Below are 18,626 nucleotides of genomic sequence, written 5' to 3'. Positions count from 1 at the left end.
GGGGCCGTCAGGCCGCCCGGACGGTGGCGAGGAAGCGGCCGACCTCCGCCGAGAGCTGGCTCGACTGGCGCGACAGGTCGGAGGCGGAGGCGAGGAGCTGAGCGGCGGCGGCGCCGCTCTCCTCCGAGGCGTGGGCCAGCTCCACGATGTTGCTGGTGACCACCCCGGCACCGGCCGAGGCCTCGACCACGTTGCGGACGATCTCCTGGGTCGCCGCGCTCTGTTCCTCGACCGCGGCGGCGATGGCGGTGGCGCCGGCATCGACCTCCCTGATACGGTCCCCGATCGTACCGATGGCACTTGCCGCCTGGGCGGTCACACCCCGGATCTCGCCGATCTGGCCGACGATTTCCTGCGCCGCCCGCGCGGTCTGGGTCGCGAGCTCCTTCACCTCGGCCGCCACCACGGCGAAGCCGCGGCCGGCCTCGCCGGCCCGCGCCGCCTCGATGGTGGCGTTGAGGGCGAGCAGGTTGGTCTGGCTGGCGATCGAGGAGATCAGCCCGACCATGTCGCCGATGCGCACCGAGGTCGTACCCAGGGCCTCGACGAGGCGGCTCGTCTGGTCGGCCTCGCGCACCGCCCCCTGCGCCAGGCCCGCCGCGTTGTGGACCTGGCGGCCGATCTCCTGGATCGAGGCCCCAAGTTCCTCGGCGGCGACCGACACGGTGCCGACATTGTCGGAGGCCTGCGCGGCGGCGGCAGCCGCCGTGGTGGAGCGTCCGGAGGTCTGTGCCGCCGCCGCCGCCATGGCCTGGGCGGTCGCCTGCAACTGGGCGGCGGAGGACGACACCCGGTCGACGACGCCGCCGACCGCCTCCTCGAAACGCCCGGCCATCTCCCGCATCGTCGCCCGGCGCTGCTCCTCGGCCGAGGCACGGGCAAGGGCGCTCTCCTCCTCGATCTGCCGGGAGCGGATCAGGTTGTCCTTGAAGACCTGGACCGACGCCGCCATCGAGCCCACCTCGTCCTTCCGGCCGAGACCGGGAACCGGGCGGGCCGCGTCGCCGGCGGCCAGGTGCCGCATCGCCGACGTGATCGCGGCGAGTGGCGCCAGCACGCCGCGCAAGGTCGTCGCGAGGGCGAAGATCGCCGCCGCCAGCCCGCCGAGAACGATGCCGGTGCCGATCGTCTGGTTCAGCCGGTACGCCGCGGCGAAGCCGTCGTAGAGCTCGCCCGCCTCGGCGATCTGGAGATCGACGAGCTTCGCGACCTGCTCGCTGACCGGGTCGATCGCCTGGTACAGGCGGGTCCGGACGAAGGCATCGAGTGCCGCCTGGTCGTTCGCGTGCAGGATCGCCTGGAGATCGGACACGCTGCCGTTGGCCGCCTCCATGCTGAGCCGGGCCGCGCCGGCGAGGCGTCGCTCGGCCTCGTCCATGGTGGTGAGCATGTAGGCCTGCCAGGTCTCGGCGATGCGCGTCTGCGCTTCCCGCACCGAGGCGGTCCCGGCCGGCCAGGAGATGTTGCCGTTGCGCACCTTGTGCGCCGTGTCGACGATGTTGACCGCATACAAGTCGGCGATGATCTTGAGATCGCGCAAGGGCACGACGCGATCCCGGTACATGCCGTTCATGTCGCGATTGGCGAGGCTCGACGCGTACCAGCCGATCCCGGCGATCGTCACGATGGAGGCGAACAACGCTGCCAGTGCGGCCAGGAGGCGCGCGCGAATCGAAGACATCGTGGAAGATCCAGAAGGCGGAAATAGTCGATAATTTACGAAGTAAATTTGACGCAGATTAATGCAGAGTAAATCATTATATACTACCCGTCCCTATGATATTTGTGATTGGAATCGGCCGCGCGCGGCATCCGGACACTCCAAACCGTTACTAACCGTCCTCCCGACCGGTTCAACTATAAGAAGATTTGCCTCGCTCCGGCGTGATCGGCACAGCGACCGGCGCAAGCGGCGGGAGGCTGTCGCGGCCGCGTCCATCCCTCGGATTGGGTCGGAGCGGTACCGAATGCGAGGTGCCTCCGCACGGTCGCGCTTGACCACGGGCCTCCGGACGGCGCAAGCGTATGGAAATATAGTTCCACGCCGGAGGATTCGCCGATGGACTTCACGCTCTCCCCCCGCATCGAGGAGTACCGCGCCCGCATCGCGGCCTTCGTCGAGAGCGAGATCCTGCCCGTCGAGGCCGACCGCGGCACCTGGGACGAGCACGAGAATATCGGCCCTGAAGCCTTGGCGGCCTTGCGCGCCAAGGCCAAGGCCGCCGGCCTGTGGTGCCTCCAGCTCAAGCCCGAGACCGGCGGACAGGGGCTCGGCAAGGTCGGGATGGCGGCCTGCTACACCGAGATGAACCGTTCGATCTTCGGGCCGGTCGTGTTCAACTCCGCCGCCCCCGACGACGGCAACATGATGGTGCTGGAGGCCCTCGGCACGCCCGAGCAGAAGGCGCGCTGGCTGGAGCCGATCGTCTCGGGCGCCGTGCGCTCGGCCTTCGCGATGACCGAGCCGCATCCTGGCGGCGGCTCCGACCCGTCGATGATCCGCACCCGCGCCGAGCGCCAGCCGGACGGCTCGTGGCGGATCTCGGGCCGCAAGTGGTACATCACCGGCGCCGAGGACGCCGCCCACTTCATCCTGATCGCCCGCACCTCGGACGATCCGCGCTACGGGCTCACCGCCTTCCTGTTCCACCGCGACCAGCCGGGCTGGGAGATCGTCCGCCGCATCCCGATCATGGGGCCGGAGGAGCATGGCGGCCATTGCGAGCTCGCCTTCGACGGGCTCACCATCAAGCCCGAGGACGTGCTCGGCGGCGAGGGCAAGGGCCTGAAGGTGACGCAGGTGCGGCTGGGCCCCGCCCGGCTCACCCACTGCATGCGCTGGCTCGGCCTCGCCGGCCGCTGCGTCGAGATCGCGCAAGAGTATGCGGCCACCCGCGAGGGTTTCGGCGTGCGGCTCGCCGAGCGCGAGAGCGTGCAGCTGATGCTCGGCGGGCTGGCCATGGACATCGAGATCGGCCGCCTCCTGGTGATGCGCGCCGCCTGGGAGCTCGACCAGGGGCGCTTCGCCCGGAAAGAGGTGTCGATGGCGAAGGTCCACGTCGCCAACACCCTGCACCGGGCGGCCGATATCGGCATCCAGATCAACGGCGCCCGCGGCTACTCGAAGGACACGGTGCTGGAATGGATCTACCGCTACGCCCGCCAGGCGCGGCTGGTCGACGGCGCCGACGAGGTCCACCGCATGGTGCTGAACCGCCACCTCGAATCGGAAGGCCGCGGCTTCTTCGCCTGGCCGACCGCGGAGGCCTGAGGTCCAAGGTCCGAGAATCCCTCCGGGCGGAGATCTGCTAATGGTCTGCGCCCCCCGGTCCCCGTTCGAGCCGCCCATGCCCGCCCTCCATCCCGACGTCCAGGCCCTGCTGGTGATGCTGCGCGCCGCCGACGCGCAACCCCTCGAGTCGCTGCCGCCCGAGGCGGCGCGGCGCAGCTACCTTGCCGGACGCCGGGCCCTGCAGCCGCCGCCGGACGAGGTGGCGCAGATCCGCGACCTCGCCGCCCCCTCCCCGGCCGGGCCGGTACCGCTGCGGCTCTACCGCGGCGAGGGCCCGGCGCCGGAGGACCGGCTGCCTTGCCTCGTCTACCTGCATGGCGGCGGCTGGGTGCTCGGCAACATCGACTCGCACGACTGGGTCTGCCGGCGGCTCGCCAACCTGACCCGGGCCTGCGTGATCTCCGTCGATTACCGGCTCGCCCCCGAGCATCCCTTCCCGGCGGCCGTGGAGGATGCGGCCGCGGCGCTCGCCTTCGTGGCCGAGCGGGCGGAGGGGCTGGGCGTCGACGAGACCCGGCTCGCGGTCGGCGGCGATAGCGCGGGGGGCAACCTCGCGGCGGTGCTGGCCCTGATGGGCCGCGACGGCACCCTGCCGCAGACCGCCCTGCAGGTTCTGCTCTACCCCGCCGTCGATCTCACGCAGACCAGCGAGGGCTACGAGCGCATCGTCGCGGGCCAGCCCCTCACGGCGTCGACGATGCGCTACTTCGTCGATCACTACGTGCCGCAGGCCCGCGACCGGACCGACTGGCGCGCCTCGCCCGCCCGCGCGGCGAGCCTTGCCGGCACGGCCCCGGCCCTGGTGCTGACCTGCGGCCATGACCTGCTCTGCGAGGAAGCCCGCGCCTACGCGCACCGGCTGGAGCGCGAGGGGGTGCCGGTCACCGCCCTGCATCTCTCCGACCAGACCCACGGCATCCTGACCATGAGCCGACTGGTGCGGACCTCCGCGACGATCCTGAGCTTCGTGGCCGAAAACCTGCGGGAGCGCTGGAGCCTCGGCGCGGAGGGTGGGCGCGGGGGGCGCTGACGGGCCGCGTCTCCGGGCGGGTCGTCCGCGATCCGGTCGCTCTTCCCGCCTCGGGAGACCGGATCACCGGCCGTCGCGACGCCGATCGGCCATGCCGACCGGCCGTGACGACCCGCCATGACGATCACGGCGCGTCGTCGGGGCTCGCTCCACCGGTGCCGATCGCCTCGACGAGGCTGATGATGCGGCGACGGACCTGGTTGTCGCCGATGCGCTGGAAGGCGCGCACCAATTGCAGGTCCTGGCTGGTCCAGAGCACGTCCTGGGCGAGGGCGTCGCCGGTGGGCTCGGCGCCCGTCTCGTCGCCGCGGGCGCCGTCCTGGCGCGGTGCACCCTCGTAGAAGAAGCTCACCGGCACGCCCAGCATCTCGGAGATCTGGCGCAGCCGGCTGGCGCTGATCCGGTTGGCGCCCTTCTCGTATTTCTGGATCTGCTGGAACGTCACGCCCAGGGCGTCGCCGAGCCGTTCCTGGCTCACGCCGATGAGGAGACGCCGGACACGCACGCGATGCCCGACATGACGATCGACCGGATCCGGTGCCTTCTTCACATTGACGCTCCGCGGGGCTGCGCGCGCCCGCGGCGGTACCGCGCCGCAACGGCCAACGACAGGCACCCTAGAAGCATCCAGCCGAAAAGAACATCACCGAAACGTACGTATGGCGGACTTTCCCTAAGGTTCCTGGGGAGATGCCGGTCGAGCACCCCTTCCGCCCCGACGGTCAACATGCCGGTCACCCGGCCGTACGGGTCCACCACGGCGCTGACACCGGTGTTCGCCGCGCGCACCAGAGGAATACCTTCCTCGACCGCCCGCAGCCGCGCCTGGGCGAAGTGCTGGCGCGGCCCCGGCGTGTCGCCGAACCAGCCGTCGTTGGTGACGTTGAGGAGCAGTCCCGGACGCTCGCGGTGCGAGGCGACGGCCCCGGGGAAGATCGCCTCGTAGCAGATCGAGGGCGCCACGGGCGGCAGGCCCGGCACGGCGAGGGGGATGCGCTCCCGCGCCTCGCCCGGCGTGAACCCGCCCGGCACGGCGACGAACTGTTTCAGGCCGAGTGCCCGCAGGAGGCCGTCGATCGGATCCGGCAGGTACTCGCCGAAGGGCACGAGGTGGAGCTTGTCGTAGCGCCCGCCGACGATCCCGTCCTGCCCGATCATCAGGATGGAGTTGTAGAAGCGCAGCCGTTCGCCGGGCAGCGGCTCGTCGGCCCGCGCGGCGCCGGTGACGAGCAGCGTGCCGGGCGGCAGCGCGCCGCCGATCCGGCGCAGGGCCTGGGGATCGCGCTGGATCAGGAACGGGAACGAGGATTCGGGCCAGATCAGGTGGGTGACGTCGCGCAGGCCCTGGCTGTCCGGCGCGGTGGCGCTGTCGCTCAAGCCCAGATAGCGCTCGAGGATGCCCTCGCGGTTGCGCGGGTTGAAGCGGGCATCCTGCGGGATGGCGGCCTGGACGAGGCGCAGGCGCACGCCGGGCACCTCCGGCATCGGACCGGCGGGCAGCCGCAGCGCCCCGCCGACGGCGAGGCCGGGGAGCATCAAGAGCGCGGCCGCGGGCGGCCCGAACCGCCGGGCCGGCCCGGCCGCATCGGCCAGGGTGGCCGGCGCCGCGCAGGCCAGCACCGCCAGCACGGTGAGCCCGTAGAGGCCGACGACCGAGGCGGCCTGCATCAGCCAGAGGTTCTGGCCGAGCGCCATGCCGAGGGTGTTCCAGGGAAACCCGGTGAACAGGTGCCCGCGCAGCCACTCGGCTCCGCTCACCCCGAAGGCCAGGGCGGCGATGCGGCCCGGCCCCGGCGACCACAGGAGGCGCGCCACGGCGAAGCCCGCGCCGTAGAACAGCCCGAGCGCCGCCGGCAGGCCGAGCACGCCCAGCGGCATCAGGTAGGCGAACTGATCGGCCTCGACCAGGAAGGCGGCGCCGAGCCACCACAGCCCGGCGGTGAGGTAGCCGAAGCCCCAGGCCCAGCCGATCAGACCGGCGGAGAGCGCGGTACCGGCCCGCCGGCCGAGGCGCGAGGACGCGGTGGCGGCCCCGTCGAGGAGCCAGACCGCCGGAACGAGCGCGAGGCAGAGCGCGGGCAGGAACCCGAAGGGCGGCATCGCCAGGGCGCCGCTCGCCCCGGCGAGCCAGGCGAGGCCGAGCCGCACCCAGCCGGAGGTCAGGGCGACACGGTGGGCCAGGGCCGTGAGGCCGAGGGGCGTCGCCGGGACGGCGCGGGCCGTCCCGTGGATGTCGGTGTGCTGCATCGGCGGGCTCGCGGGGGCGCGCGCGGCGCCGCACGGGCGCCGCGGAAAACAATCAGGCGGCGGAATCCGTCCGGATGCCGGCCTCGGCGCCGGGCGGCGGGAGGGCGAGCGGCGTCTCCGGCCCCTCGATCCGGGCGAGGCCGCGATGCATGCGCAGGCGCTTGATCCGCCGCGGGTCGGCGTCCAGCACCTCGACCTCGAAGTCGCCCGGCACGGCGATGACCTCGCCCCGTGCCGGGACACGGCCCGCGATGGTGACGATCAGGCCGCCGAGGGTGTCGACCTCCTCGGCCGCCTCGCCCACCGCCGCCACGAGGTCGAATCCGGTCGCCTCGGCGACGTCGTCGAGGCTGGCGCGGGCATCGGCAACGAAGATCTCGCTCTCGCCGTCGACCTTGAGCACCCGGTGGCCCTCGGCCACGTCGTGCTCGTCCTCGATGTCGCCGACCACGACCTCGATCAGGTCCTCGATCGAGATCAGGCCGTCGGTGCCGCCATACTCGTCGATGACCAGCGCCATGTGGGTGCGGCTCGCCTGCATCCGGGCGAGCAGATCGATCGCCGGCATGGAGGGCGGCACGAACAGCACCGGGCGCAGGATGCGGGTGGTGGCCAGCGTCGCCGCGAGATCGACTCCGGCGAGGTCGGGCAGGCGGTCGCCCTCGGCTTCGGCCCGGCTCGCCATGTAATCGACGAAGTCGCGGATGTGGACCATGCCGCGGGGGTCGTCCAGGCTCTCGCCGTAGACCGGCAGGCGGGAATGGCCGGCGGAGCGGAAGACCTTGAGCAGGGCGCCGAGCGCCGTGTCGATCGAGACCGCCACCACCTCGGACCGGGGGATCATCACGTCGTCGACCCGTACCCGGTGGAGGCTCAGCACGTTCTTGAGCATCGCCTGCTCGACCGGGGAGACGGCGTGGTCGCCGTTCTGCATCTCGGCGAGGGCGTCCGAGAGGCCGTCGCGCTGGGCGTCGCGCGTCTTCAGGTGGAAGATGCTGAGGAGGCGGTCATACCAGGGTTCGCGCCCCGGACTGTCGTCCTCCGGAATCGCCTGCGCGGTCGCGACGGCGCTGCGACTTCGATCGTTGCTCATGTCTCTCGCGTCTGGGGTGGGAGCGGCGGCTCACTCGGCCGCATCGCCGTACGGGTCCGGCACGCCGAGGCGCCGCAGGGCCTCGACCTCCAACGCCTCCATGGCGTCGGCCTCGGCATCGCCGAGCTCGTGGTCGTGACCGAGGAGATGCAGCGTGCCATGAACCACGAGATGGGCGAGGTGGTGGCCGAGGGGCTTGGACTGCTCCCCACTCTCGCGCAGCATTGTGTCATACGCAAGAACCACGTCGCCGAGGAGGCGAGGTCCGCCGCCATGGGGCTGCTCGTTGGGGAAGGACAGCACGTTGGTCGGCTTGTCCTTGCCCCGCCAGGCGCGGTTCAGCTCCTGCACCGCGGGGTCGTCGGTCAGGACGACGCTGATCTCGATCGGCCCACCGGGCGGCACGACGGCGAGCGCCGCCTCGACGGCACGGGCGATGAAGGCCTCGAGGTCGGGCGCGACGTCCTCCCAGCGCTCGTCCTCGACCGAGACGTCGATCTCGTTGTCGTTCTCCTGCATGTCCTGCTCGGCTCGTGCGCTCACGGCAGCGGCCCCCGGCGCGAGGGCATCGGGCGCTGCGGCGCCTCCGGATTCTCCCGGGCATCGGCCTCGTAGGCCGTGACGATCCGGCGCACCAGGTCGTGGCGGACCACGTCGACATCGCGAAAAGTGACGCGGCCGACGCCCTCGACGCCGTCGAGAATCCGTACCGCCTCGACGAGGCCGGATTTCTGGCCCGGCGGCAGGTCGATCTGGCTCGGATCGCCGGTGACGATCATCCGGGAATTCTCGCCGAGCCGGGTCAGGAACATCTTCATCTGCATCGAGGTGGTGTTCTGCGCCTCGTCGAGGAGCACCACCGCGTTGGTGAGCGTGCGCCCGCGCATGAAGGCGAGCGGCGCGATCTCGATCATGCCGGTCTGGAGGCCGCGATCGACGTGGCGCGCCTCCATGAAGTCGTAGAGCGCGTCGTAGATCGGGCGGAGATACGGATCGACCTTCTCGCGCATGTCGCCGGGCAGGAAGCCCAGCCGCTCGCCGGCCTCGACCGCGGGGCGCGACAGGATCAGCCGCTCGGCATGGCCCTGCTCTAGCAGCGAGACGGCGTAGCCGACGGCGAGCCAGGTCTTGCCGGTGCCGGCAGGCCCTTCCGCGAAGACCAGCTCGTGGGCGCGCAGCGCCTTGATGTAGGCGTCCTGCGCCGCGTTGCGGGCCCGTACGCCGCCCCGTCGCCGCGTGGCGATCTGGTCGAAGGACGGGCGCTCGCCGTTGGCCGGCGCCTCGGCGGGCGAGAAGAGGTTGCCCTGGAGCGAGGATTCCTGGATCACCCCGTCGACGTCGCCCAGCGTCAGCGGTACCCCGCCGCCGTCGCGGACGCGGGCATAGAGCAGTTCGAGCACCCGGCGCGCCCGCTCGGTCGAGTCCGGCGGGCCCTTGACCACGACGTGGTTGCCGAGCGCGGTGGCCACCACGCCGAGGCGCCGCTCCAGATGGGCGACGTTCTGGTCGTACTGGCCGAAGACCAGGCTCGCCAGGCGGTTGTCGTCGAAGGTGAGGGCGATCTCCGCCGCCTCGCTCAGGCCTGCCACCGCCCGCGGGGGAATCTCGCGCTCGCGCGCGGGCTCACGCCCTCTCGGACCGCGCCCGCCCTCTCCCATCGCCATCCTGTCGTTCCTCACGCGGCGGCCGTCGTCGCGGCCGCATTGGCCGTTCCGGCCGGGGTCGCGGTCAACGCCTCGCCGAACAGGCTGTTCGAGCCGGCCCGGGTGATTCGCACCGGAATTTCCGTGCCGATCGCCGCCACGTCGCCCTCGATCTGCACCGCCTGGAGATAGGGCGACTTGCCGGCGACCTGGCCCGGATGCCGACCGGGTTTCTCGAGCAGCACCGGCACGATCTTCCCCACGGTCGCGTGGTTGAAGTCCTGGCGCTGGCGTTCCAGCAGGGCCTGCAGCTCGGCCAGCCGCTCGCTCTTCACCGCCTCCGGCACCGCGTCGTCGCTCTCCGCCGCCGGCGTGCCGGGGCGCGGGCTGTACTTGAACGAGAAGGCGCTGGCGAAGCCGATATCGGCGATGAGCCGCATCGTCTCGGCATGATCGGCATCCGTCTCTCCGGGGAAGCCGACGATGAAGTCGGAGGAGAGCGCGATGTCGGGCCGGGCCGCCCGCACCCGGTCGATCAGCCGGCGATAGGTGTCGGCGTCGTGCTTGCGGTTCATCGCCGCGAGGATCCGGTCGGAACCCGACTGCACCGGCAGGTGCAGGTAGGGCATCACGGCCGGCAGGTCGCGATGGGCCGCGATCAGCGCCTCGTCCATGTCGCGCGGATGGCTGGTCGTGTAGCGCAACCGCAGGATACCGGGGATCGCGGCGACGCGGTGGAGCAGCTCACCGAGGGTCCAGTCGCGCCCGTCGGGTCCGGGCCCGTGGAAGGCGTTGACGTTCTGGCCGATCAGCGTCAGCTCGCGGGCGCCCGAAGCGGCCAGCCGCTCGGCCTCCGCCACGATTTTTTCGACCGCGCGCGAGACCTCGGCCCCGCGGGTATAGGGCACGACGCAGAAGGCGCAGAACTTGTCGCAGCCCTCCTGCACCGTGAGGAAGGCCGAGACGCCCGGGGTGCGCCGCGCCGGCAGGTGGTCGAACTTGTCCTCGACCGGGAATTCGGTGTCGACGACGCGGCCTTGCCTGGAGGCGGCGAGTAGCTGCGGCAGGCGGTGATAGCTCTGGGGGCCCACCACCACGTCGACGCCCGGCGCGCGGTTCAGGATCTCGCGACCCTCGGCCTGCGCGACGCAGCCCGCCACCACCACCGTGGTGTCCTGGCCGGCCTCCGCCCGCTCGCCCTTCAGCACCCGCAGGCGGCCGAGCTCGGAATACACCTTCTCCGCCGCCTTCTCGCGGATGTGGCAGGTATTGAGGACGACGACGTCGGCCTCCTCGACGGCGCCGGTCTCGACGAAGCCCTCGCGGCCGAGCAGGTCGACCATCCGCGAGGCGTCGTAGACGTTCATCTGGCAGCCGTAGGATTTGACGAACGCTTTCTTCAACGAACCGGCCCTGCCAGGAAATGAATGGGGGGATGATCGGACGCGACGGCAGCCCGGCTCGGGCTGGTCCCCGTCATTTAAGCCGTCGCGGCCGGAATGAGAATAGGCGGGGCGGCCGCAGCGGCCGGGGCATCGGCGCGCGGCGTCCCGGGTGCAGACCCGCCAGATGCAGACTCGCCAGATGCAGGTTCTGGCGTCGGCACCGGCGGGCGGCCGGTCACCGCCTCCTGGAGGGCGCGGCGCACCGAGGCCTCGGCGAGCGCCGTCGCCACCTTGCGGTCGGTCCCGGCCGCGAAGGCCACCGGCTCGCCCCAGGTCACCCGGACGTCGATCGGCCCGCGCTCGAAGAACAGCTTGACGCTGGGACCGAGCTCCATGTCGCCGTACCAGGCGATGTCCGGCCGCTCGGCCCGGGTCAGCGGCAGGCCGTGGCGGCGCGTATAGGCGATGCAGAGCGGCTGGAGCCGCACCCGGTCGAGCCCGCCCTCGGTGATCGCCGCCCGCGCCGCGCCGACGAGCGAGGTGCGGAACGGCAGGAGCCGGGTGCCGTCGCCGGTGGTGCCTTCGGCAAAGAGCACGATCAGGTCGCCCGCGCGCAGGCGCCGGCTCATCTCGGTGTTGACTACCGCGGTGTGGCGCTTGCGGGCCCGGTCGATGAACACGGTGCGCTGGAGGCGCGCGAGCGTGCCGATCACCGGCCAGCCGGCGATCTCGGATTTCGCCACGAAGGAGAGCGGCCGCACCGCTCCCAGCACCGGGATGTCGAGCCAGGAGATGTGGTTGGCGATGACGAGCGCCGCCTCGCCCGGCGCCGGCGGCGTGCCGGTCACGATCAGCCGCACCTGAAACAGATGCAGGAAGGCCCGGTGCAGCCAGACCGGCGCCCGGCCCGCATGGGCGCCGCGGCCGAACTTGAGCGCCAGCCAGTGCGGCCCGGCGAGGAGCGCGAAGACGAGTGCGTAGGCGAGGAGCCGCAGGCCGGCGACGAGGTACGTCATGGTTCGGGCGGCGGCACGGGGCTCGGCTCGGGGAGGTTTTTTCGGGGGCCGCGCGGTTCGGCCCGTGCGTCGTCTGCCGCATACCAAGTCCGGCCGGGGGCGTCCACCGCGCCGGATCTCCCTGCTCACTGGACACGGCACAGCAGGTCGCCCGGATGCGGGAGCAACGGCCGAGAGCATGAACCCTCCCCCCTCTGCGGGTGAGGGTTCACGCGCCGCCGCCCCTATCCCAACGCCGCCTGCATCATGATCGCGTTGGCGCGCCCGCCGTCGGGCCGGGCATAGTAGCTCGCCCGGCGGCCGGTCTCGGCGAAGCCGAGGCGGCGGTAGAGGGCGAGCGCCGGAACGTTGCCGTCGTCGACCTCCAGGTGGACCCGGCGGACGCCCAGATCCTCCAGGGCGACGAGGTGGGCGCGCAGGAGCTGGCGGCTGAGGCCTGCGCCGCGGGAAGCCGGGCCGAGGACGACGGTGAGGATCTCGGCCTCGTCGAGGACCTGGCGCGAGAGCACGAAGCCGCCGATCACCGTGCCGAGCATCAGCGCGTGAGCGACGTGGCCGCGCTCGCACAGCATGCGCTCGAACTCGTCCGCCTCCCAGGGCCGCGCGAAGGCGGTGGCGTGGAGCGCCGCCAGCTCCCCGGCCCGGTCGGCCGAAGTCAGGGGCGCGACATGGGCGGTCGGGGGGGAGCGGAACGGCATCCACTTCATCGGGGGGAACTCCGTCAGCGGCGGGGAAGCCGCATGTGGTCCTGCGGCTGGGCGTCCGGCCCCCGCAGGTAGAGGGGCCGGGCGAGGGCGTGGGCGGGATCGGCGACGAGGCCCAGCGACGCCACCCAGGCGATCTGCGGGGCGGTATGGCCCTCGGGCACGACGGCACGCAGGCCCTGCGCGGCGGCGGCCGCCGCCAGCGCCGGGCCGGCGGAGCCGGCGAGGGCCGCGGGACCCGGGCCGAGAAGGCGAAGGGCCTCGGTCAGGGGCAGCAGGCTCGGCGGCACCGCGATGCCGCCATCCTGGCTCAGCGCCTGGAAATAGACGTGGCCGTGGCGCGCATCGACCGCCGCGGCGAGCAGGTAGCCCCGGCCGAGGTAATCCTCGTCGGCCGCGAGCAGCGGCGCCAGCAGGGCCGACAGGGTGGTGACGCCGACGACCGGGATGCCGCAGGCGAGCCCGACCGCGCGCGCCGCCGAGAGGCCGACGCGCAAGCCGGTATAGGAGCCCGGGCCGACCGTGACGGCGACCCGGTCCAGGCTCTCGAACCCGCCCTCGACCCGGGCCGTCACCCGCTCGACGAGGGGCAGCAGCGCCTCGGCGTGGCCGCGCGACAGGTCCATGCTCTCCTGGGCCAGGGGCTCGGGAGCGTCGTCCGCCATGATGCAGGCGGCGCAGCGCTCGAGCGCGGTATCGATCGCCAGGATGCGCACGTCTCTTCAGGCTCCGCCCTCGTTCGCGCCCGCGGGTCCGTCGCCGCGGCCTGCATGCCGCCGGCCGGGCTGGTTCTCGGCCCACCGCTTCAGTCCCAGCCTGGCACGGACAGGTTAACACAAGAAGGACCGCCCCGCTCGACGAGCGGGGCGGTCCGGTCCGATCCAGCCTTTAGAGCATCCGCCGCGCCCGAGGAAACCGCCCGGGCGGCGGAAAGCGTCGCCGGGACGGTCAGGAGACCGCCTGGACCTCGCGCACGTCGGGCAGGAAGTGGCGGAAGAGGTTCTGCACGCCCTGGCGCAGGGTGGCGGTGGAGGACGGGCAGCCCGAGCAGGCGCCCTTCATCTCCAGGTAGACCACGCCATCGCGAAAGCCCCGGAAGGTGATGTCGCCGCCATCGCCCGCCACCGCCGGGCGCACCCGGGTCTCGAGCAGGTCCTTGATAGTGACGACCGTGTCGGCATCGGCCTCGTCGTAGAACTCTTCCGCCGCCTCCTCGGGGGCGTGGCCGGCCTCCATGACCGGGGCCCCGGACATGAAGTGCTCCATGATGGCGCCGAGCACCGCGGGCTTGACCTGCGGCCAGCCCGGCTCGCCCTCGGCCTTGGTCACCGAGATGAAGTCGTGGCCGAGATAGACGCCGGAGACGCCCTCGACGCCGAACAGCGCGCGGGCGAGCGGCGAGCGCGCGGCGGCCCCCTCGTCCCGGGCCTCGAAGGTGCCGTCGGCCAGGACGACCTTGCCGGGGAGGAACTTCAGGGTGGCGGGGTTCGGCGTCGCTTCGGTCTGGATGAACATCGGTGATCCTCGAAAGGTTCTCTGCGCCGGTTCAAGGCCGGCCGGGAACGGCGCGGGGCGATCGAGCGCTCCCCCGCCTGCCGGCAGATGTGGACCCGAACGCGCCAAAGCTCAATGGAGGGGCGTCATCCGGCGAGCGCCGTGATCTCCGCCTCGCTGAGCGCACCCGGCACGATCACCACCGGCACCGGGAAGCTGCCGGCGCTGCGCCCGGCGATCGAGGTGACGAGGGGACCCGGCCCGTCGCTGCCGGCGGCGGCACCGAGCACCAGGAAGGCGATGTCCTCGTCGGCCTCGATCTGGCGCAGGATCGCGTCGGCCCGCTCGCCGGTGCCCACGACCAGTTCGGGATCGACCCCCGCGGCCTGGCGCGCCGCCGCCGCGAGAACCTCCAAGCGGGCCTGGGTCTCGGCCTCGGCCTCGGCCCGCATCGCGTCGCCGACGCCGAGCCATTCCATCGTCTCGGGGGGCTCGGCCACCGCCAGCATCACCACCCGGGCCCCGAGCCGGGCGGCCCGGCGCACCGCGAAATGCACCGCGCGGTCGCATTCCGGCGTCTCGTCGACCAGCACCATGAATTTGAGGCGATGCCCGGCCTCGAAGGACCGGCGCCGCTTGATCTCGACCATGCCCGGATCCGCTCCGCTGCCGGCCGGATGCTGCCCGTGCGGCGCGCAGGCCGCAAGCCGTCCCTCGCATGCGCGCGAGGAACACGGGCGCGGGCGGTCTGGCGAGGGGAGCGTGGAGCAGCAGCGGGGCGAACGACCCCGAATCGCTCCTCTTCGGCGCCGCGCCACCGGAACGGGACAGGGACTCGCCTGAAGATCCCAAGGGCACGATCGAATCGTCCCGGCGTCAACTGGCGGCTGGACAGACCCGGACTGCCCACGAGCTGGGCACCGCGCGGGCAATTTCAGCACGAACCTCACGAAAAACCGCACCTTGGCGCGCGAAAGGCTGATTTTTCCTCACGGCAACAAGAGACTTCGATCGAAGAACGATGTAACACTCTGGTGAGCTTCGGTGTCGTAGCCTATGGCCCGGCCGGCCTATTGCCGAATCTGTATCGGCTCGGGCGATTGGCTTAGGCCGGCGGTACCCGGGCGGGAGAGATCGGTGCTTGCTCAAGACTTCATGGCCTTTCACGAGGCGTCCCGACGCAACGGCATCATCCTGTCGTTCGGCGGCGACCTGTCGGAGAACGTCCTGTTCTCGCTCGGCGAGGTGCTGAAGCTGCGCATGCAGCAGGGGGCGGCCGACGCCACGGTGTCGAAGCGCGTGTTCTCGATTTTCGTCGAACAGGCCCAGAACGTGATCCGCTACTCCGCCGACAAGCTCGTGCCGCCGGGCGCCCCTCAGGGCGGGATGGTGAGCGCCGGGCTGATCGTGGTCGGGGTCGAGAACGGCCGCTTCTTCGTCGCCTGCGGCAACGAGGTGCCGGGGGAGCACGTCCCGGCCCTGCGCGCCCGGCTCGACCATATCGTCGGGCTGTCGGGCGAGGAGCTGAAGCACTACTACCGCGAGCGGCTGCGCCAGCCCGCCGACGAGGGCAGCCTCGGCGGCAGCATCGGGCTGATCGAGATCGCCCGGCGCTCGAGCGCCCCGGTCGAGTACGATTTCCAGGCCCGCGGCGACGATCGCAGCTTCTTCTGCCTCAAGGCCTTCATCTGAAGCACCCGACGATGGACCGGATCCAGATCCCCGCCACCAGCCGCTCGCCGCTGGTCGATTTCGACTTTCCCGCCGGCCGCCTGGTCCTGCGCGGCGAATCCTACCCCGAGGACGCCGCCGCCTTCTACGGCCCGCTGCTTCAGGCCCTGCGCGGCCATCTGGACGAGGGCGACGGCCCGCTGACCGTCGACGTCGCCCTGTCGTACTTCAACTCGTCGAGCGCCAAGGCCTTGATGAACCTGTTCATGCCGCTCGAGGACGCCGCCGGGGAGGGCCGCGACGTGACGGTCCGCTGGCTCTACGCCGAGGGCGACGACACCATCGCGGAGGCCGGCGAGGATTTCGCCGCCGACTTCTCGCACGCGCGATTCGAGATGGTGCAGGAGACGGCGGCATGACGAACCGGGCGGCTCCGGAACCCGCAGCGATGACGGACGGCGACACACCCACGGACCGCGATGACGCCCCGCCGGCGAGCGGGCGCGGCGAACCGGGCGGGCGCAAGCGCGCCGACAACGTGTTCAGCCTGTTCGACAACGAGGAGGCCGTCCTCGACCGGACCGAGGTGATGCTGACCCAGCTCGCCGCAGTGGCGGACGGGGTGAAGGTGCTGGCCGAGGCCTACCGCCGGGGCTACCGCGAGCAGCGCCGCCTGGTCCGCCTGAGCGACCGGATGCAGGCCGACCTGCAGAAGGCCAACAGGCGCCTCGCCGAGCAGCAGCGCGACCTGCAATCCCTCAACGTCGCCCTCTCGGGCGAGATCGAGACGAGCGCCCGCCTGGAGGCGGAGCTGCGCCGCCTCGCGGACACCGATCCGCTGACCGGAGCGCTGGCCCGCCGGCGCTTCCTCGAGGTCTGCACCCGGGACTGGCCGCGCCGCGCCGACCAGTCGGCCTGCCTCCTGATGCTCGACATCGACCGGTTCAAGCTCGTCAACGACAGCCACGGCCACGCCGCGGGCGACGCCGCACTGATCGCCTTCGTGGCCGCCTGCCGCTCGGCCCTGCGCTCCCTCGATACGATCGGCCGGCTCGGCGGCGAGGAATTCGCGGTGCTGCTGGTCGGCACCGCGATCACGGACGGGACGGCGGTGGCCGAGCGGATCCGCACCGCCGTGGCCGACATGCCGGTCGCGACGGAGGGCGGGCCGATCGGCATCACGGTGAGCATCGGGCTCGCCGCCGCCGGGCCGGGCGAGACGCTGCCGGCGGCGATGCGCCGGGCCGACGCGGCGCTCTACGCCGCCAAGCACGGCGGCCGCAACCGGGTGGAGCTGGCCCCGGCAGCCGCCGCGCCGTGAGCGGCGAGATCCTGGACCAGGCGGGCGGCACCCGCCGCGGCGGGTCCCTGCGCGGCGCCGGCCCCCTGCGCCGGGGCGACGCGCCGACCGATCTCGGCCTCACCGAGGTGCCGACGACCCGGGACGGCGGCGCCGACACGATGCGCCCGGGGGCCCTGCGCGGCGCGGCCCGGGGCCGCAACCTCGACGGCCTCGCCCACACCCTCTTCCTGCGCCTGTCGCCGGTGATCGCCGCCCTGGTGCTGCTGACCCAGGTGGCGATCGCCTGGGTGAATTACGGCGACCAGATCCGGATCGAGGGCGAGCGCGCCCAGATGATGGCCGACATGACCGCCCGGGCCCTGTCCCGGCCGGACTGGACGGCGTCCTACGGCCCTTCGCTCCAGGCCCTCGGCCTCGATCCCACCTTCCGCTTCGCGGTCCTGCGCGACGGGACGGGAAGCGTCGTGGCGCGCCTCGGGGAGGAGCCGCGGGGCCGCAACTTCGAGCGCGTCCAGGTCTCGGCGGAAATCGCCGGCGGGGCCGGCGACCGGCCCGCCGGCAGCCTGACGCTGGTGCTCTCGGCCGAGGGCCTTCGCGCCAATGCCGAGAAGCAGTTCGTGATGGTGCTGGGGGCGAGCCTGGTGCTGATCCTCGCCTTCGCCCTCGCCCTGCGCCTCGCGGTGCGCCGCCACGTGCTCGCGCCCCTCGACCGCCTGCTCACCGCCATGGGCCGGGTCGAGCGGAAGGACTGGGCGGTGGTGGATCTCGCCGGCAGCCGGCGGCCGAGCCGCGAGATCGCCGACATCTCCGCCGCCTTCAACCGGATGGTCGAGGGCCTGAAGAGCGGCGACGAGGCGCGCCATCTGCTCGCCGAGCTGGAGCGCACCCACGGGCAGCTCGCCGAGGCCAACGGCCTAGTGATGGAGAGCCTGGGCTACGCCCGCCGCATCCAGCAGGCGGTGCTGCCGGGGCCGGACGCCCTGCGGCATTCCGGGCTCGACCTCGCGGTCCTGTGGGAGCCGCTCCACGTCGTCGGCGGCGACTATTTCTGGGTCGAGGAGATCGACGGTGTCACGATCGTGGTGGTGGCCGATTGCACCGGCCACGGCGTGCCCGGGGCCTTCCTGACCCTGATCGTGGCGACCGCCCTCGACCGGATCCTCCACGACCGCGGCCTGCGCGAACCGGACGCCATCCTGGGCGCCCTCGACGAGGCGGTGCGCGGACGGCTGCGGCAGGCCGCGGACGAGGCGGGCGGCTCCGACGACGGGCTCGATTGCGGCGTCTGCGTCGTCGATCGCAGCGCCGGGACCCTGCATTTTGCGGGGGCCGGCCTCGCGCTCACGGTCCTGTCGGGCGACGCGGTTACCCGGATCAAGGGCCGGCGTCACGGGCTCGGCTACCGCCTCACCGGCCGGGAGGAGGTGATCGCGGAAAAGGTGCTGCCGCTCGACGGGACCGAGACGGTCTTCCTGATGACCGACGGGGTCAGCGACCAGATGGGCGGCGCCTCGCGCCGGCTCCTCGGCCATCGCGGCGTCGCCGAGATCTTGCTGCGGCACCGGAATCTGCCCCTCGCCGGGCAGGTGGCGGCGCTGGAGCGCGACCTTGCCGCCCATCGCGGGTCCGAGCCGCGCCGGGACGACATGGCGCTCGTGGCGTTCCGGCCCGTCCGGACGTGAGAAGGGCGGGATCCCCTCGGGAAGCCCGCCCCGTTCATCGTTCGCCCATCCCTGGGGACCGGTTGC

Annotated in this window: 18 protein-coding genes; 6 read left to right on the top strand and 12 right to left on the bottom strand. The window is 72.3% G+C overall.

All coding sequences use genetic code 11. From position 1 onward, the window contains the following. Nucleotides 1-7: 7 nt before the first annotated feature. Nucleotides 8-1,681, bottom strand: a complete 1,674-nt coding sequence (locus tag miv_RS04190) for a methyl-accepting chemotaxis protein (RefSeq protein WP_207181570.1) — start codon at nucleotides 1,679-1,681, stop codon at nucleotides 8-10. Between the two features lie 378 nt (nucleotides 1,682-2,059). Here miv_RS04190 and miv_RS04185 point away from each other — a divergent pair, with 378 nt between their 5' ends. Then, nucleotides 2,060-3,271, top strand: a complete 1,212-nt coding sequence (locus tag miv_RS04185) for an acyl-CoA dehydrogenase family protein (RefSeq protein WP_058620728.1) — start codon at nucleotides 2,060-2,062, stop codon at nucleotides 3,269-3,271. A 76-nt stretch (nucleotides 3,272-3,347) separates the two neighbouring features. After that, on the top strand, nucleotides 3,348-4,322 hold the full coding sequence (locus tag miv_RS04180) for an alpha/beta hydrolase (protein ID WP_207181569.1): 975 nt from the start codon (nucleotides 3,348-3,350) through the stop codon (nucleotides 4,320-4,322). Nucleotides 4,323-4,446: 124 nt separating this feature from the next. On the opposite strand, the gene miv_RS04175 is transcribed toward miv_RS04180, so the two are convergent. The 11 genes from miv_RS04175 to miv_RS04125 all read right to left on the bottom strand — a co-directional run bounded on the left by miv_RS04175 (nucleotide 4,447) and on the right by miv_RS04125 (nucleotide 14,554). Then, a complete protein-coding gene (locus tag miv_RS04175; RefSeq protein ID WP_048426231.1) occupies nucleotides 4,447-4,872 on the bottom strand; it encodes a helix-turn-helix domain-containing protein in 426 nt (141 codons plus the stop codon). Further along, nucleotides 4,869-6,569, bottom strand: a complete 1,701-nt coding sequence (lnt, locus tag miv_RS04170; protein WP_207181568.1) for an apolipoprotein N-acyltransferase — start codon at nucleotides 6,567-6,569, stop codon at nucleotides 4,869-4,871. The genes miv_RS04175 and lnt overlap by 4 nt, the downstream gene beginning before the upstream one ends. A gap of 52 nt (nucleotides 6,570-6,621) precedes the next feature. Further along, on the bottom strand, nucleotides 6,622-7,662 hold the full coding sequence (locus tag miv_RS04165) for a hemolysin family protein (RefSeq protein ID WP_048426233.1): 1,041 nt from the start codon (nucleotides 7,660-7,662) through the stop codon (nucleotides 6,622-6,624). A gap of 30 nt (nucleotides 7,663-7,692) precedes the next feature. Next, the gene (gene ybeY / locus miv_RS04160) at nucleotides 7,693-8,181 is read right to left on the bottom strand and encodes an rRNA maturation RNase YbeY (protein ID WP_207183389.1); all 489 of its coding nucleotides are present in this window, start codon (nucleotides 8,179-8,181) and stop codon (nucleotides 7,693-7,695) included. Between the two features lie 20 nt (nucleotides 8,182-8,201). Next, nucleotides 8,202-9,326, bottom strand: coding sequence for a PhoH family protein (locus miv_RS04155; RefSeq protein ID WP_207181567.1), 1,125 nt, complete (start codon nucleotides 9,324-9,326; stop codon nucleotides 8,202-8,204). Nucleotides 9,327-9,337: 11 nt separating this feature from the next. After that, nucleotides 9,338-10,708 carry a tRNA (N6-isopentenyl adenosine(37)-C2)-methylthiotransferase MiaB gene (gene miaB / locus miv_RS04150; RefSeq protein ID WP_048426236.1) on the bottom strand — a complete coding sequence of 457 codons (1,371 nt, stop codon included), beginning with the start codon at nucleotides 10,706-10,708 and terminating at the stop codon, nucleotides 9,338-9,340. Between the two features lie 77 nt (nucleotides 10,709-10,785). After that, the gene (locus tag miv_RS04145) at nucleotides 10,786-11,706 is read right to left on the bottom strand and encodes a lysophospholipid acyltransferase family protein (RefSeq protein ID WP_207181565.1); all 921 of its coding nucleotides are present in this window, start codon (nucleotides 11,704-11,706) and stop codon (nucleotides 10,786-10,788) included. A gap of 224 nt (nucleotides 11,707-11,930) precedes the next feature. After that, nucleotides 11,931-12,413: a GNAT family N-acetyltransferase gene (locus miv_RS04140; protein WP_048426237.1), complete on the bottom strand. Its 483-nt coding sequence runs from the start codon at nucleotides 12,411-12,413 to the stop codon at nucleotides 11,931-11,933. 14 nt (nucleotides 12,414-12,427) lie between these two features. After that, nucleotides 12,428-13,126 carry a tRNA (adenosine(37)-N6)-threonylcarbamoyltransferase complex dimerization subunit type 1 TsaB gene (gene tsaB / locus miv_RS04135; protein WP_207181563.1) on the bottom strand — a complete coding sequence of 233 codons (699 nt, stop codon included), beginning with the start codon at nucleotides 13,124-13,126 and terminating at the stop codon, nucleotides 12,428-12,430. A 232-nt stretch (nucleotides 13,127-13,358) separates the two neighbouring features. Beyond that, nucleotides 13,359-13,925, bottom strand: coding sequence for a NifU family protein (locus miv_RS04130; RefSeq protein WP_048426239.1), 567 nt, complete (start codon nucleotides 13,923-13,925; stop codon nucleotides 13,359-13,361). A gap of 125 nt (nucleotides 13,926-14,050) precedes the next feature. Beyond that, nucleotides 14,051-14,554 carry a universal stress protein gene (locus miv_RS04125; RefSeq protein ID WP_058617678.1) on the bottom strand — a complete coding sequence of 168 codons (504 nt, stop codon included), beginning with the start codon at nucleotides 14,552-14,554 and terminating at the stop codon, nucleotides 14,051-14,053. Nucleotides 14,555-15,041: 487 nt separating this feature from the next. On the opposite strand from miv_RS04125, the gene miv_RS04120 reads away from it, so the two are divergent. The 4 genes from miv_RS04120 to miv_RS04105 are packed head-to-tail and all read left to right on the top strand — an operon-like array spanning nucleotide 15,042 to nucleotide 18,560. Next, entirely contained in the window at nucleotides 15,042-15,596 is a 555-nt protein-coding gene (locus tag miv_RS04120; RefSeq protein WP_053220788.1) for a SiaB family protein kinase, read from the top strand. Nucleotides 15,597-15,607: 11 nt separating this feature from the next. After that, nucleotides 15,608-15,994 carry a DUF1987 domain-containing protein gene (locus miv_RS04115; protein ID WP_048426242.1) on the top strand — a complete coding sequence of 129 codons (387 nt, stop codon included), beginning with the start codon at nucleotides 15,608-15,610 and terminating at the stop codon, nucleotides 15,992-15,994. After that, the gene (locus miv_RS04110; protein ID WP_244748859.1) at nucleotides 15,991-16,896 is read left to right on the top strand and encodes a GGDEF domain-containing protein; all 906 of its coding nucleotides are present in this window, start codon (nucleotides 15,991-15,993) and stop codon (nucleotides 16,894-16,896) included. Before miv_RS04115 ends, miv_RS04110 begins: the two co-directional genes overlap by 4 nt. Further along, a complete protein-coding gene (locus tag miv_RS04105) occupies nucleotides 16,893-18,560 on the top strand; it encodes a SpoIIE family protein phosphatase (RefSeq protein WP_244748858.1) in 1,668 nt (555 codons plus the stop codon). Before miv_RS04110 ends, miv_RS04105 begins: the two co-directional genes overlap by 4 nt. The last annotated feature ends 66 nt before the right edge of the window (nucleotides 18,561-18,626 follow it).

This window comes from Methylobacterium indicum (assembly GCF_017347565.1).
Lineage (GTDB): Bacteria > Pseudomonadota > Alphaproteobacteria > Rhizobiales > Beijerinckiaceae > Methylobacterium > Methylobacterium indicum.
This window is presented reverse-complemented; position numbering and strand designations above follow the sequence as displayed.

Bases quoted from the DNA above. Each gene is read 5' to 3' on its own strand.
- miv_RS04190 (WP_207181570.1), bottom strand. From the start codon at position 1,681: ATGTCTTCGATTCGCGCGCGCCTCCTGGCCGCACTGGCAGCGTTGTTC.
- miv_RS04185 (WP_058620728.1), top strand. From the start codon at position 2,060: ATGGACTTCACGCTCTCCCCCCGCATCGAGGAGTACCGCGCCCGCATC.
- miv_RS04180 (WP_207181569.1), top strand. From the start codon at position 3,348: ATGCCCGCCCTCCATCCCGACGTCCAGGCCCTGCTGGTGATGCTGCGC.
- lnt (WP_207181568.1), bottom strand. From the start codon at position 6,569: ATGCAGCACACCGACATCCACGGGACGGCCCGCGCCGTCCCGGCGACG.
- miv_RS04165 (WP_048426233.1), bottom strand. From the start codon at position 7,662: ATGAGCAACGATCGAAGTCGCAGCGCCGTCGCGACCGCGCAGGCGATT.
- ybeY (WP_207183389.1), bottom strand. From the start codon at position 8,181: ATGCAGGAGAACGACAACGAGATCGACGTCTCGGTCGAGGACGAGCGC.
- miv_RS04155 (WP_207181567.1), bottom strand. From the start codon at position 9,326: ATGGCGATGGGAGAGGGCGGGCGCGGTCCGAGAGGGCGTGAGCCCGCG.
- miv_RS04145 (WP_207181565.1), bottom strand. From the start codon at position 11,706: ATGACGTACCTCGTCGCCGGCCTGCGGCTCCTCGCCTACGCACTCGTC.
- miv_RS04140 (WP_048426237.1), bottom strand. From the start codon at position 12,413: ATGAAGTGGATGCCGTTCCGCTCCCCCCCGACCGCCCATGTCGCGCCC.
- miv_RS04130 (WP_048426239.1), bottom strand. From the start codon at position 13,925: ATGTTCATCCAGACCGAAGCGACGCCGAACCCCGCCACCCTGAAGTTC.
- miv_RS04125 (WP_058617678.1), bottom strand. From the start codon at position 14,554: ATGGTCGAGATCAAGCGGCGCCGGTCCTTCGAGGCCGGGCATCGCCTC.
- miv_RS04115 (WP_048426242.1), top strand. From the start codon at position 15,608: ATGGACCGGATCCAGATCCCCGCCACCAGCCGCTCGCCGCTGGTCGAT.
- miv_RS04110 (WP_244748859.1), top strand. From the start codon at position 15,991: ATGACGAACCGGGCGGCTCCGGAACCCGCAGCGATGACGGACGGCGAC.